The following is a 13,890-nucleotide window of genomic DNA, read 5'->3' as shown; positions in this document are numbered from 1 at the left end:
ACGCCTCGGGGTCGGTGGACGGCTAGCCACGTCGTCGCGAATTCGACAGCCGCGCCCAGCGGAAACAGCCTGGTCTCCGCTTGCCCCACCCGCCCGCGACGAACAGCCGATACGGCCACGGCTGCCTCGAACGCCACCCCGAGCCGCCCGAAGTCACTGTCGTCAAGGACGACGTCCCGGTACTGGTGCCAGCGGCGCTGCCCTGCTCTACTGATTACGCATTCGTAGTCGCGGGTACCGCGGCCCTGCACCCGGTACTCGGCGAGATGGAATGTCGTACAGACATCGAAGCCCACACCGAGCAGGAGAACCTTCGCGCGCCCGGTGGCCAGCAATCGGCCCAGGGGCGAGCGGGGACCAAGGTGGCATTCGAGTTCATGGCCAGCCATCAGAGCTTCGGCGTCCGCTCCCACGGCGGCGAAGGACGTCTTTGGATGTGCGCTCCGCACCGCCTCCGGCCAGGTTCGTACGGTCTCGGCAATCGCGCCCATCCCCAGGGACGGCGAGCGTTCCGGGTCGAAGGCGGGCAGGCTCTCGCGGATCACAGGCCACCACTCTTCCGGAACCGCCTTCTTGCGCGTGGTCGCCCAGCGCCGCGGATCGGAGTTGTCCGCCGTCATCGTCGGGACGACGAGCGTCCCATCATGACCGATCACGTCCAGCACGGCCTCAACGACGACGACCGCCCCCCCGACGACAAATCCCAGCCGACGCATCGAAGCGTGAACGAGGACGATGTCGTCCCGTGACAGCCCCAAGCGGTTCAGGTCCGCGACGAGGCGATCACGGGTGACGGGTCCGTCCGGCAGCGGGGGCGTCATGGGCTCATGCACCCGTCAACTCGGGCCTGCCACCATATGCGAGCCAGCGGACAGCGCCGACCTGTGCCGCCGACGCGTGCAAGTGCGAGCTGTGTTCCGACAGCAACAGCGTGGAACTCCGCATCCGGGACTCCAGCCAGCGCGCGTGTGAGACCGGAGTGAACACGTCGCGGGCAGCGTGCCACAGCAGTGTCGGGATCCGGATCTGGCCGGGTTCGAACCCCCATGGACGCGTCAGGGCCAGGTTGTCGGCCGCCCACCCGTCGAGCGACCGCCCGATCGCTTCCAGAATTCCGGTCAGCCACGTCGCCCAATAATGCGGATCCGCCAAGAGGCTCTGGTCCGAAGGCGGCGCCTGGCTCAATAGGCGGCGCGTGAGCACGCCCGGGTTCGCGCGAATCGCCATGACCTCCGGATAAAGCAACCGTGCCAATTGTGCCCGGCCCGCGATCGCAGCCGTGTACTGCCGCTGGTTGGTCTCCGTCATGCCCGCGAGCCAGTCCAGATCCGCAGCTCCGTACGGCGCCAGGCCAACCAGCGACGCCACCCTTGTCACTCGCTTCGGAAGCAGTGCGGCGCAAGCCAAGGCATGCGGCCCGCCGCCAGATCGCCCGAGCACCGCGAACGTCTCAATACCGAACGCGTCTGCGATCGCACGCACGTCGTCCGCAGCCTGCGCGACCGATCGATCTGGGTACGGGTCGGAACGGCCGTAGCCGGGACGGTCGTAAGCGATCAGCCGCACGTTGAGCGCATCAAGCTCCGCGTCGCTAGGGCGCGCACCAACGCGGCTGCCAGGCGTCCCGTGCAGCAGGAAGACCGGGTATCCGCGCTCGGGACCGGAACAGAGGACAGCGAGCTTCCGCCAGCCGATGATCATAGTCGTTTCCATGCGCCCCCCGCGGAAGATCACGACGGCGCGGTCACCCCGTTGCTCCGGGCAGCGCCGGATTCACCCAGCGATAACCGTACCAAACCGGCCATGCACGGGGGCGATCAACAAGCTGCTGGATCCGGTCGGTCGGCGACGGGCGCGGAGACGAGTTCGGAAGTGAACCGCGGGGCGACCTCGGTCGCAAGGTCTCGCAGGGCTGACGATGTCAGCTCGGCGCTCACCGTGTCCGCGATGTGATGGATGAGGTGCTTGAGATCGTGGCAATACACGGAAGGGTTGGCGAAACCCGTTCCGGGTCGGTACCGATGGGGATACAGCCCACCCCCGCACGCGTCCACAACCGAGCACGAGCGACAAGTCGCCGACAGCTCATCGAATCTGGCCGCGCTTCCGAAAGCGGCCATCCCCTGGGCCACGTCGTCCAGCGAATGATCGAACAAGGTGAATCCTGTGGCGGCCGCGCCGGGATATGCGACCTTCAACGCGTCCGTCTGCTCGAGCGAACCATCCGTCTCGATGATGATGCTCTGTGGCACCGACCGGCCCACGGCCTCGCTCCGGCTGACACCGCCGAGCAGGGCGTTGAGCAACTCCTCGAAAATGCGAATACCGATCTTCGGCGGCGCGTGAAACCAGTGGTCGAAGATCGTGCAGAGCCAGGCACCGTATGACGTCGTCCCCGGACGGGTGGCCGGCGGCGGATACTCCCACGTCGCGTGAGGGAGGAGTAGGTCAATGGCGGGAGGATCCAAGGCAGCCAGATCGCGGAAAACGTCCATCGGATCGTTGGCGACATCGATCGTGCACAGAAGACCAGCGAACACAGGCCGATAATCCGGCGATGCCATCAACTCCACCGCCCGCGCGACCATCGGATAGCTCGACGCGCCACGACGGAACCGGCGATGGCGATCGTTGGCCCGCTTGCCACCATCCAGACTGATCCCCACCCGGACGCCTTCCCTGAGGAAGAGATCGGCGAAGGCCCGGTCGAGCCGAACGCCATTCGTCTGCAGGGAAAGGACCAGATCGGTGACGGGCGCAATCTCGCACTTCAACCTCGTGATGACATCGCCCAGCCCTTGGTGCCGGAGCAGGAGCGGCTCACCGCCATGGAGAACCACCTGAACGCGGTCCAGCCCGTGTCGTTCCGCATGGACGGCGATGGCCTTGGCCACAACCGCGACCGTGTCAGGATCGATCGCTTTGGGTTGTCTACGCCAACTCTCGTCGACGCTCTCGTAGACGTAGCAGTGGTCGCATGCAAGATCACAGCGACTGTGAACCTTTAGGACGAACTGCCGGAACACGTGCGGACCCGAATCGCCGATCGATCTCGAGGCGTCAGAAGCTGGCGTTGAAGGCGGCGGCCGCAGCCTCGGGGTCGACGGCACCCTCGGCAACCCGGCGCGAGAGCGCACGCGTGAGCCAGGTATCTACGTCGGAGTCAGACACCTGGAGCGGCTCGGATGCGGGTGCGCCGTACATGAGATCACCTTGTCTACGACGGGCCGAAACACAGGAGTTACGCGCTGTTGACGTTGCGAGAGCAAGCCCTCGAAGTGACCCACGCGAAGGAGTGATCAGCGGCCCTCACTGGGCAGTCGGCGCACACTGGCATGTGAGAGCCGCCGGAGTCAATTCCGCCAGCGATCGGGCGCGCCCGGCCCAAGACGTGACCAAATCGGAATCTTTCCGTAGATGCACAACCAGATCCAGAACTCATACCTGGCGGTCCGGCCATCCCGGAGTTCGGTACGTCAAGTCTGCTTGTCCCGCCTCACCTACGTCGCCCTCACCTACGTCCGCCTCACTTGCGTCGGCGCGGCATCCGGCCAAACGCGCTTCACGGGAACCTCACGCGCTCCCGCCATCATCACCACGTCCGCGGTGTCACCTGGCCGCTTGGACGGCTGCCCGTCGTAGACCGCGAGCAGAAGATCGCAGTGACTCAGCATCTCGCCGCTCGCGGCTCGGTACGCAGCACGGTTGGAGGTTTGAAAGGGCATCGTTCGGACCGTCTCCGCCCGCGCCAGAAGAGCGCAGAACGGTTCCGCGTCACCGGTGTCTATCATCCGTTGCCGGTAGTCGGCTGCGGGCAGGACGACGTCGTAGCCTCCTTTGAGCGCGAGCACGACCGAGGCGAAGATCTGGTCGACACCCTTGGCCAGGCACGTGATGCCGCGCCAACCCGGTGCTGCGAGTCCTTGTAGCCGCGCCGTCAACTCCGAGGCGATCCAGGCGGCCCTCTCGTCGGACACCTCGCAATGGCCGGTGACACCGATCCGACGCATCATCTCGTCCTCTACACAGTTCGAATGAGTTGGAAACCGGCGTCACGAAGGATGACCGGCAACGAACGGACGAGGTCATACGTGCGCAACCTCATCGAATCCGGAAGCTCGGTCCAGTCCCGGAGGCCAGGATGGAGACGGCGCAACTCGTCGCGGCGAGGAGCGTACTGCCAGCCGACCCCCCGTTGTTCGCGACACCATCGACTGTGTTCCATCTGGGCCAGTCGATCAATTTCGGCGGTGTCGAAGTCTTCCTCACTCCGGTCGAAATGGCGCGGAATGATCGTGAATCCAACTGACGCGATCTTGTTGCCGATGTCTTCGGCGTTGGTCCGGTTGGCGTCCTGTAATCGCGGCGGCAACTCATCCCATCCCACGAAGGCCGGACCTGCCTCGACTTCACCGCGGCGGCGTCGACCCAGCAGATATCGATCATGAAGCACTCTGGCGATGCGCTCGGTGAGATCGTCCCGGATGAGATCCGGGTCACCGGCCGCCACCACCGAACTGAAGAGCCGCACTCCGGTCGTGGACGCGCCCAGTGGCTCGATGCTGGTCTCGGCGCCCGCGAGCGCGCCGTCCATGCGGACGGTGATCAGACCCGCCTTTCCGCGCCAATGCTGGTCGGCCGTCATGGCGATCCGTAGCGCATCCTCCTCGAATTCACAACTCACCAGCACGTAGTCGGGCGGTTCCGCCAAATCGCCCCGCATCAGAAGGGACAACAAGTCCGAGTCGTACTGGCGCAGATCACTGCATGCCTCCAGGAACGGGTAGCTGTGGCGCAGATCCGCTGCCACCGCCGTCGCACACGGACCTACCAGCGTCACAGGCAGTCGCCGCACGTCCGACGACACGGCCGTTCGCCACCGCCTGGCAGCCTCCACGATCGCAGCCCGGGCAAAGCCGTCTGTTCCAGCGACCAGGATGTGCGGTGGCCCGCCGTCCTGTGGGACGGGTCGCTCGTCGGCGAACAACCGGCGCGCGGCGATGTGATCGATGTTGAAGAAGTCCAGGCGCGTGCCCCCCGGCTTGGGCCGGCCGAGGAAATAGGACTGGACCGTCGAGCAGAACTCGGCGTCAGATATGAGACTGTAGACAGGCAGCGGACGGACGCGCTGCAGTGCCGTCCGCATGACGGCCCCGGCGACGGCGATGTTGGTGGCGCTCTCGTCGTCGCACGCATATACCATGGCCGCCTGGTGCAGACCGGACGCCTCCAAGACCGACGGATCCCGAGCGTCACCGACGATTCGCGGCGGGTCGCCGCGGGCGGCGAAATCATCGGCGTCAGACCGTATCTCGACGACGTCGATGCCATCTGCCCGCAGGCGCCGGGTCAAGGTGTCGGCGAGGGGCGTTCCCCCGCAGACAATGGCGTGACCGGTCGCCCGCCGCGCCCGGAACCTGCCCAACTCCGACGTCAAGAGGAACCGGACCCCTTCAATGAACGCGTACAGCGTCACCGTCGGAGCTGTGAAGCGCCCGACGTCGAGCGCAAGGTTGTACGGGCCCGGCGTCTGCAGCGGGTCCGACCCCATGACGAACAACTGCACGTCGTAGTAGAGGATGTCGACGACTCGCCGGCCGAATTCGTCCGCCTGAGGATCCACACGGGCCAGATACTCGTTGATGCCTACGTAGCCCAGGGCCAGCGACGCCAGCGCGACCAGCGGAAACGCGACACGTAGAGCATTCCATGGTCGCCGGAATGGCCCGGGTGATTGCCTTAGCGCCATGGCGACCCCTTCACGCACAGGGGCCAAGAATGGGCAGCCAAGCCAAATGGACAGGACCCAATTACCCCAATATCAGTACTATGCGCAGGTTTCATGACGATTGGCTAGAAAGTCAACGGAAGCGGTCATTGAGGCCGACCGTCGACCGGGAGCCGGCTACGTGGGCGTGAAGCCCCAGGCGTTGAACCTGAACCGCGCGTTCTCGTATCCGGCGACGTCCTGGTCCGCGACGTGCACGTCCACGAGCCCGGCACGGCCCAGCGCGTCGGCGAACCACTGCCGGTCGTAGTAGAGATGATCCAGGCCGTCGTACCGCTCGGAGTACGCATGCACGCTGCCGACCCTCGCGATCCGGTGTTCCAGCGCTGCGGCCCGGACGGCGGCGTCCGGCACGTCGAGGACGGCGACCGCCCGCCTCGCCTTCGCCACCATCCGCTCGATGACGCCCCGGGCGTACGCCAGCGACGAGAAGTACATGAACACGCCGCTGGAGAGGACGACGTCGACGGGTTCCGCCGGCTCGAGGTCCGCGGCGTCCGCGACGGCGAACCGGCCCCCCGGCAAGGCCTCGGCCGCGAAGCGGATGAGCGTCGACGAGCGGTCGACCCCGCCCACCGGGCAGCCCCACCGGTCCAACTCGTACAGGAACGCACCGGCACCGCACCCGACCTCGAACACCGAGGTGGACGGCGTGACGCCCAGCAGGCTCGCGACCCGCCGGACGTAGGTCAGCCAGCCCCCCTCGCCGACGTCACCGTAGCCGGTGTCCAACCCGTCGGCCGCCATCAGCTGGGCGAGCACCGAACCGCGGGACGGATGCAGCTCGCGCGCCTCCCAGACGTCCTTCCACCGTTCGATGCGCACGGTGTCGGTCTCGCGCTCCTGGCCCATCGTCGCGCCCTTCGTTCCGACCGTCGGCGTGTCCTCACTCAGTGTGGGGCCGATGACCTCAGGTCGGAACGGGTTGGTCGGCCACGACCGGCCGCGACCGGGGCGCCGGCGCGACCACCCTCGAGCCCACGGGCTCCGGGACCGGCCGGACGCCGACCGCGGCGACCCGGCGCAGGGACCCCAGGAGCCGGGTGTTCTCGTGCGGCAGCCGGACCGCGATCCGCAACCGGGGCAGCCCGTCGTCGAACCGGTCGGTCACGTCCTTGACGTCGATCCGCTCCTCTGTCAGCAGGCGGTGGCGGACGACGGCGGCGAGCGTCCCGTCATCCCCCGCCAGCCGGACCAGCAGGAAGTTGCCGCCACTCGGGTACACCTGCTCGACGACGTCGAGCCGGGTCAGACCGGCGGCGAGCTCCGCGCGGTCGGCGACCGTCAGCGCGAAGGAGCCGGCGAGGTCCTGGCGGAATTTGAGGACCAGCTCGAGCAGCAGTTCCGCGGGGGCGCCGAGGTTCCAGATCGGGAGCCGCTCGCCGACGATGTCGACCAGCACCCGGTTGGTCGAGTAGAGGTAGCCGAGCCGCAGGCCCGGCGCGCCGAAAGCCTTGCTGAGACTGGTCAGGACCACGACGTTCGCCAGGGGTTCGCGCTCCAGCCGGTCGAGCAGCGACCGGTCCGAGGTAAACGCCTGGAACGACTCGTCGACGAGGAACATCGTGTCCGGGTGGCGGCGCGCGAGCGCATGGATGTCCGCCGTGGGCATGGTGAAACCGGTGGGGTTGTTGGGGTTGACGACGACGCACACGTCCACGCTCGCCGCGGCGCCGTCCAGATCCTGCCACCCCTCCGTCGGCACGTCCCGGTAGCGAAGTGCCGACGGGAACAGGCGCGGGTACTCACCGAACGTCGGGTCCGGGATCGCGGCGATCCGGTCCCCCCACAGCTGCCCGAGGATCGGATACGCCTGGGTCGCGCCGTGCAGTGCCTGGACCCGGTCCGTGGCGCAGCCGAGGACGTACGCCAGCTTCCGGTTCAGCACGGCCTGGGTGGATCCGTAGTTCGAGATGAGGTCCGGCAGGGCGTGCCGCATCATCGCGAGCATCGGCTCGGTCGGGAAGTACGCGTTGCGCATCATCGCGAAGTCGAGCAGGTCGAAGTTCCAGTAGCCGCCGCGGGTCACCTCCAGCAGCTCCGAGCGACGCTGGGGCTCGAACTGGAACCGCGCGGTCAGCACGTCGTTCGGGTCGTCCACCTCGACCCACTTCTCCTCTTCGATGACGTCGGCGGCGATCCGGTGGGCCGGGTCGCCGCACAGCATGCGCAGCACGTCCTCGTACTGGGCATGCGGATCGATCTCGTGGGCGTAGCAGTGCACGAGCGGCCGCAGCACGTCGGCGGCGAACTCCGCGGAGAAGCGGTAGATGTTGAGCGTCTTGTAGGCGTTCGTGAAGTCGAAGTCCCGGCCCTGGCGATGGCGCGGGATGACGCCGTCGACGACGCCGTTCCGGATCGTCACGACGGTGCCGTCCATGCCGGTCCGGTACCGCTCGACCAGCGCCACGTTCCCCGCCGGATTCTCGACCAGCCGTGACAGCACACCGCGGTCGACGAGGATGTCGCACTCCACGAGCAGCAGGTCGTCGTCCAGGGCCAGCTTGTCCAGCGCGACGGACAGCGACACGACGTTGTTGGTGCGCGCGTACCGGTCGTTGTGCACGAACTGTAGCGGCGCGTGCGGGTACCGCTCGCACAGGTATTTCGTGATCTGGTCCTCGGCGTGACCGGTGACGACGGTGATGACGTCGACGCCGGCGGCCAGCAACTGATCGACCATCCGGCCGAGGATCGTCGTCCCGGCGATGGGCAGAAGCGCCTTGTGGACGCCGCGGGACAGCTGTCGCATTCGCTGCGAGTGGCCCGCGGCCAGAATGAGTGCCTGCATGATGGGGACCTTTGTCTCTAGACCTGGCTGGACGAAGGGAGGCTGGATGTCGAAGACGGAAGGCGGGCCAACGCGTCGAGGATGCCGGTGGCGTCTGTCAGATCGCCGACCAGAACGTCGGGGCGGAACCGGGCGAGTTCGGCCGTGCCGTACACACCGCTCGCGACGGCGACGACGTGGAACCCGTTGGCCCGCGCGCAGTCGACGTCGCGTGGCGACTCACCGATCACGACCAGGCCGGCCGCGCCGGGACGGGTGCCGTGCGTGAGCCGGACACGATCGAGGACGACCTCGCCGAGGGCGTTGCGGTCCGGGTGGTCGTCGCCGAAGGCGCCGATCCGCAGGTCGAGGTCGGCCAGCATCCCCAGCGGCTCGAGCTTGCGGCGCGCGCAGCCCTGGGTGTTCCCCGTGAGCACGGTCTGGCGGTGACCCGCCCGCCGGAACAGCCGGACCGCCTCGCGCGCCCCGGGCAGCACGCGCACCGAGTGGAGGTACTCGTCCTGGCGGTCGATGAAGGTCTTCTCGAGGACCTCGCGGAACTGGACCAGGAGCGCTCCCGCCTCGCGGCGCGGTATCCCGGACGCTGCGGCGAACTCGAGAGCGATCTGGTCGTGCGTGAGGCCGTGGTGGTCGGACAGGTCGGCGCGGGTGATGCCGAAGACCTCGCGGAGGGCACGGCGTTCCAGTTCCACGTCGAACCCGTCGGCGTCGATCAGTGTCCCGTCGATGTCCCAGAGGATCAGCCGCCCACCCGGCCTGGAGGCGGCCATGTCAGCGGCCTTCCGTTGCGGCGCAACCGGTACCAGGCGGATCGAAGAACGCGCGCACGGACCGGCGTCCGGACCGCGTGAACGCCAGCGGGGACAGGGTCCGCACGCAGCCCGACAGCGGCCCGGGCAGGCGGTCACCGCGGAACCACTCGACGTCGGTCGCCTCCGCCGGATCGATTTTCAGGTCACCCTCGACGACCCTCGCCGTCAGGGCGATCGTCGAGATCGGGCCGTCGGTGCCGTTGCTCGCCAGCAGCCCGTCGACCACGCCGAGCAGGCCCGTGACGGCGACGGTCAGACCGAGTTCCTCGCGCACCTCCTTGATGGCGACCCCGGCCGGTGGATCACCAGGATCGGCGTACCCGCTGATGAAATCCCACTGTCCCGACATCGCGCGCTGCATCAGGAGCAGCCGCCCGTCCTCGTCGACGATGACGGCCGACACGCAGATGGTCGACGTGGCGGCGCACGCGGTGGCGAGCAGGTCATCGGCCACGACCGGCGCGGCTCGATCGGCTGCCACGAGCGGGACCCCGCGACGCAACGCCCGTACGGCCCGGAGGATCTCCTCGTATCGGGCGTGGTCGTATCTCGACGTCCAGGGTGCGCGGTATCCCTGCCGGGCGATCGCGGTAAGGCGGTCGAGCTCACCGGCGATCCGGCGTTCCGCGACGGCCGCTGGCCCGGCTACCGGCCGGCCCGCCGGCCCTACCGCCGGCCCTACCGCCGGCCCTACCGCCGGCCCTACCGCCGGCCCTACCGCCGGCCCTACCGCCGGCCCTACCGCCGGCCGGGACGCGGCAAGCGGTGAGGCGAGCAGCTCGGCGTCGGCGCACGAACCGTCGTCCGCCCGATCGGGGCGGAGCCCGTCCAGCACCGGCGGGAGCGCGTGCCCCTCGACCGCGGCCCGGGCGGCGCGGGCGACACGCGCGACGTCGGAGTCGACGGACGCGGGCGGAGCGTCCGGGTCGATGCCGCGCACGTGACCGCCGGCCGGCGTCCCCGGAGCGGCGAAGACGACGTCGTACGCGGGACCGTAGAGGCCCGTGCACGACCGCAGGCGGTCGAGCACCCCGATCACGTAGAGCCGGCTCGAGTCGATCTCGACGCCGTGGCAGCGGGCGGCGCGCACGGCGGCCTCGGCGGGGTACTCGTCGACGCCCACGAAGTCGCCCACCAGGCCCAGCGGCCGGCCCGGGCCCGCCTCGGAGAGCACGATCCCGGCGCACGGTCCGGCGAGCACCGGCACGACGGACGCGCGCAACTTCGGGGTGACGTAACGGATGGCCACGCCCGCGTCGTCCCAGGAGCCGCCGGGCGCGCTCGCGATGCCGGACCCGACGTCCACCGGGTGCGGCGTCGTCTCGGGGCCCGTCCCGGGCGGGCAGTTCAGGCCGAGACCGGACGGAGAGAGCGAGCCGACGATACGGAAGATGTCCGCGAACCTCGCACGGTCGGCCGCACTCCCGGTGAGCGCGATGCCGGTCCTCGCCGTCGCGCCGATGGCCACGAGCCAGCCGAGGAGCGCCCGCGTCCCCAGAAGGGCTTGCACGTGATCACGTCCTTCCCTGACGGAACGCTGCCCAGCGGCTGTACGTGAACGCGGTGACGAACCTCCAACACTGCGAGCGCCCCCACTCGGCCGGTGAGATCACCCAGATACGGACTCTGGGAGATCCAGTGACTCACGCCCCGCATACCCGAGACATCAGTAATTGCCCCGACACGAGACATCGGACCGATTCGCCCCGCGAAACACGTATCGGAGAGCGGAACTGGACCCCCCAGCGGCGGACTCAGGGTTGTTCCGACACGATTCCGTTGTCAGAACAGCCCTGAGTCGCGGGGGGCGCACAATTCTCGGGCAGAGAGAGGTGGCTGGCCAATGCGGGTGGGATTGTTGGCGACGTGCCTGGCCGACGCGCTGTTCCCGCGCGCGGCCCAGGCGACCGTCGTCCTGCTGGAGCGGCTCGGCCACGAGGTCGTGTTCCCCGCGGGGCAGACCTGCTGCGGGCAGATGCACGTCAACACCGGCTACGCCCGGGAGGCGGCGGCTCTGGTGCGGCACCACGTCGACGTCTTCGAGCGTGCGCTCGCGCCGGCCGAGCAGGGTGGGGACGGCGTCACCGCGCTGGTGTCGCCGTCGGGATCCTGCGTCGCCTCGGTCCGGCACCAGCACGCGCACGTGGCCCGGCAGAGCGGCGACACCGGGCTCGCCGGGCGGGCCGAGCGGGTGGCGGCCGAGACCTACGAGCTGTCGGAGTTCCTGGTCGACGTGCTCGGCGTGACCTCCGTGGGGGCGCGGTACCCGCACCGGGTGACGTACCACCCGACCTGCCACTCGCTGCGCCTGCTGCGGGTGGGCGACAAGCCGCTTCGGCTGCTGCGCGCCGTCGCCGGGCTCGACCTCGTCGAGCTGCCCGGGGCCGACGAGTGCTGCGGCTTCGGCGGGACGTTCGCGCTGAAGAACGCCGACACGTCGACGGCGATGATGACCGACAAGATGGCGTCGGTGCTGTCGACCCGGGCGGACGTCGTCACGGCGGCGGACTCCTCCTGCCTGATGCACATCGGCGGCGGGCTCACGCGGATGCGCGCCGGGGTCCGTGCCGTGCACCTGGCCGAGATCCTGGCGGGCGAGGGCTGGGAGGCCGCCCTGTGAGTGGCATGTCGGATGGCACGTTCCTCGGCATGCCATCGGTGCCGTCGCTGCCGACCGCCGGTGACGACGCCGCCCTGCGAGGCGACCGGACGTTCCCCGCCGCGGCCCGAGATGCCGTCGCGAACGCCCAGCTCCGGCGCAACCTGCGCCACGCGACGACCACGATCCGGGCGAAGCGGGCCGACGTCGTCGCGGAACTGCCGGACTGGGAGGAGCTGCGGACGGCCGGATCCGCCGTCAAGGCCGCCACGATGGCCCGCCTGCCCGAGCTGCTCGAGCGGCTGGAGGCCGAGGTGTCGAGCCGGGGCGGGACCGTGCACTGGGCGCCGGACGCCGCCGCCGCGAACCGGATCGTGCGGGACGTCGTCCGCGCGGCCGGCGCCCGGCAGGTGGTCAAGGTCAAGTCGATGACGACTCAGGAGATCGGGCTCAACGAGGCCCTCGCCGCGGACGGTATCGAGGCGGTGGAGACCGACCTGGCCGAGCTGATCGTGCAGCTCGGCGAGGACAAACCGAGCCACATCCTCGTCCCTGCGATCCACAAGAACCGGGCCGAGATCCGGGAGATCTTCGCCCGGACGATGCCGGGCTTCGACCCGAGCGTCACCGACAACCCGCGCGAGTTGGCGATGGCGGCCCGGGCGCACCTGCGCCGGACCTTCCTGTCGGCGCAGGTGGCGGTCAGCGGTGCGAACTTCGCCGTCGCCGAGACCGGAACGCTCGCCGTCGTGGAGTCCGAGGGCAACGGCCGGATGTGCCTGACCCTCCCCGGGACCCTCGTCACCGTGCTGGGCATAGAGAAGGTCGTGCCGACCTGGCGGGACCTGGAGGTGTTCCTGCAACTGCTCCCCCGCTCGGCCACCGGTGAGCGGATGAACCCGTACACCTCGACGTGGACCGGGGTGGTGCCGGGGGACGGCCCGCAGGAGTTCCACCTGGTGCTCCTCGACAACGGCCGCACGGCCGCGCTCGCCGACCCGGACGGGCGATCCGCCTTGCACTGCATCCGCTGCTCCGCGTGCCTCAACGTGTGCCCGGTGTACGAGCGCGCCGGCGGGCACGCGTACGGGTCGGTCTACCCCGGCCCGATCGGCGCCGTGCTCACGCCGCAGCTCGCCGGGATGCGCGGCACGCTGGCGGACGGCGCGACGGACCCGGTCGACACCCTGCCGTTCGCCTCGTCCCTGTGCGGCGCGTGCTACGACGCCTGCCCCGTGAAGATCGACATTCCGTCGATGCTCGTGCACCTGAGGACGCGTCACGTGGACGCCGAGCGGGAGCGGCACCGGCTGCCGACCGCCGAGCGCGCGGCCATGACGGCGGCGGCGTGGGCGATGACCGACGTCCGGCGGTTCCGGGCGGCCGAGCGGCTGTCGAGAGTGGGGCGGCTGCTCGGGCGGGGCGGCCGGATCCGGTCGCTGCCGCCTCCGATGTCGGCCTGGACCTCGACCCGGGACGCGCCGGCACCCCCGGCGGAGACGTTTCGCGAGTGGTGGGCGCGCACGCGTCCGAGCTCGGCGGGATCCCTCCCGGAGGACCGAGCCGCCGCGCCGGCCAGCCGACCGGTGGCGAGCGCGCCACCGGTAGCGAGCGCGCCGTCCGGCGGCACCGATCCGCGGGCCGAGGTGCTCACCCGGATCCGCACGGCGCTCGGCCCGTCGCCGTCGGTCCCGGAGATCCCCCGCGACTACCGGACAGCAGGCGAGCACCCGCCGGGCTCGGCCGCGGTCCTCGACCTGCTGGCCGACCGGCTCGTCGACTACCGCGCCGAGGTGCGGCGCTGCGGTGCCGATGAGCTGCCGGCGACGGTGGCGGCGGTCCTGGCCGAGCACGGCGTGCGACGGCTGGTCGTGCCGCCGGGGCTGCCGGCGTCGTGGCT

Annotated in this window: 11 protein-coding genes; 2 read left to right on the top strand and 9 right to left on the bottom strand. The window is 69.5% G+C overall.

Features of this window, described 5'->3' with window-relative positions:
- The 9 genes from AC08OU_RS14880 to AC08OU_RS14840 form a co-directional block, all read right to left on the bottom strand.
- A partial coding sequence (locus AC08OU_RS14880; protein WP_476605148.1) for an AAC(3) family N-acetyltransferase occupies nucleotides 1–821 on the bottom strand: 821 nt, incomplete at its 3' end.
- Nucleotides 822–825: 4 nt separating this feature from the next.
- Complete coding sequence (locus tag AC08OU_RS14875) at nucleotides 826–1,701, bottom strand: alpha/beta fold hydrolase (RefSeq protein WP_476605147.1); 876 nt, start codon at nucleotides 1,699–1,701, stop codon at nucleotides 826–828.
- 116 nt (nucleotides 1,702–1,817) lie between these two features.
- A complete protein-coding gene (locus AC08OU_RS14870; RefSeq protein ID WP_476605146.1) occupies nucleotides 1,818–3,026 on the bottom strand; it encodes an FxsB family cyclophane-forming radical SAM/SPASM peptide maturase in 1,209 nt (402 codons plus the stop codon).
- A gap of 489 nt (nucleotides 3,027–3,515) precedes the next feature.
- On the bottom strand, nucleotides 3,516–4,010 hold the full coding sequence (locus AC08OU_RS14865) for a hypothetical protein (protein ID WP_476605145.1): 495 nt from the start codon (nucleotides 4,008–4,010) through the stop codon (nucleotides 3,516–3,518).
- A gap of 11 nt (nucleotides 4,011–4,021) precedes the next feature.
- Nucleotides 4,022–5,749: an NAD-binding protein gene (locus tag AC08OU_RS14860; RefSeq protein WP_476605144.1), complete on the bottom strand. Its 1,728-nt coding sequence runs from the start codon at nucleotides 5,747–5,749 to the stop codon at nucleotides 4,022–4,024.
- A gap of 156 nt (nucleotides 5,750–5,905) precedes the next feature.
- On the bottom strand, nucleotides 5,906–6,640 hold the full coding sequence (locus tag AC08OU_RS14855; RefSeq protein ID WP_476605143.1) for a methyltransferase domain-containing protein: 735 nt from the start codon (nucleotides 6,638–6,640) through the stop codon (nucleotides 5,906–5,908).
- A 58-nt stretch (nucleotides 6,641–6,698) separates the two neighbouring features.
- Nucleotides 6,699–8,579: an aminotransferase class I/II-fold pyridoxal phosphate-dependent enzyme gene (locus AC08OU_RS14850; RefSeq protein ID WP_476605142.1), complete on the bottom strand. Its 1,881-nt coding sequence runs from the start codon at nucleotides 8,577–8,579 to the stop codon at nucleotides 6,699–6,701.
- Nucleotides 8,580–8,596: 17 nt separating this feature from the next.
- Nucleotides 8,597–9,349 carry an HAD family hydrolase gene (locus AC08OU_RS14845; RefSeq protein ID WP_476605141.1) on the bottom strand — a complete coding sequence of 251 codons (753 nt, stop codon included), beginning with the start codon at nucleotides 9,347–9,349 and terminating at the stop codon, nucleotides 8,597–8,599.
- Between the two features lies 1 nt (nucleotide 9,350).
- The gene (locus tag AC08OU_RS14840) at nucleotides 9,351–10,901 is read right to left on the bottom strand and encodes an NUDIX domain-containing protein (protein WP_476605140.1); all 1,551 of its coding nucleotides are present in this window, start codon (nucleotides 10,899–10,901) and stop codon (nucleotides 9,351–9,353) included.
- A 333-nt stretch (nucleotides 10,902–11,234) separates the two neighbouring features.
- On the opposite strand from AC08OU_RS14840, the gene AC08OU_RS14835 reads away from it, so the two are divergent.
- The gene (locus AC08OU_RS14835) at nucleotides 11,235–12,011 is read left to right on the top strand and encodes a (Fe-S)-binding protein (protein WP_476605139.1); all 777 of its coding nucleotides are present in this window, start codon (nucleotides 11,235–11,237) and stop codon (nucleotides 12,009–12,011) included.
- A 5-nt stretch (nucleotides 12,012–12,016) separates the two neighbouring features.
- Nucleotides 12,017–13,890, top strand: a 1,874-nt coding sequence (locus AC08OU_RS14830; RefSeq protein WP_476605149.1) for an LUD domain-containing protein, incomplete at its 3' end; no start/stop codon positions are given.

The sequence above is a fragment of the Frankia sp. CcMO1 genome (assembly GCF_977945845.1).
The sequence above is the reverse complement of the archived record's forward strand: the minus strand, read 5'-3'. Positions and strand labels throughout refer to the sequence as shown.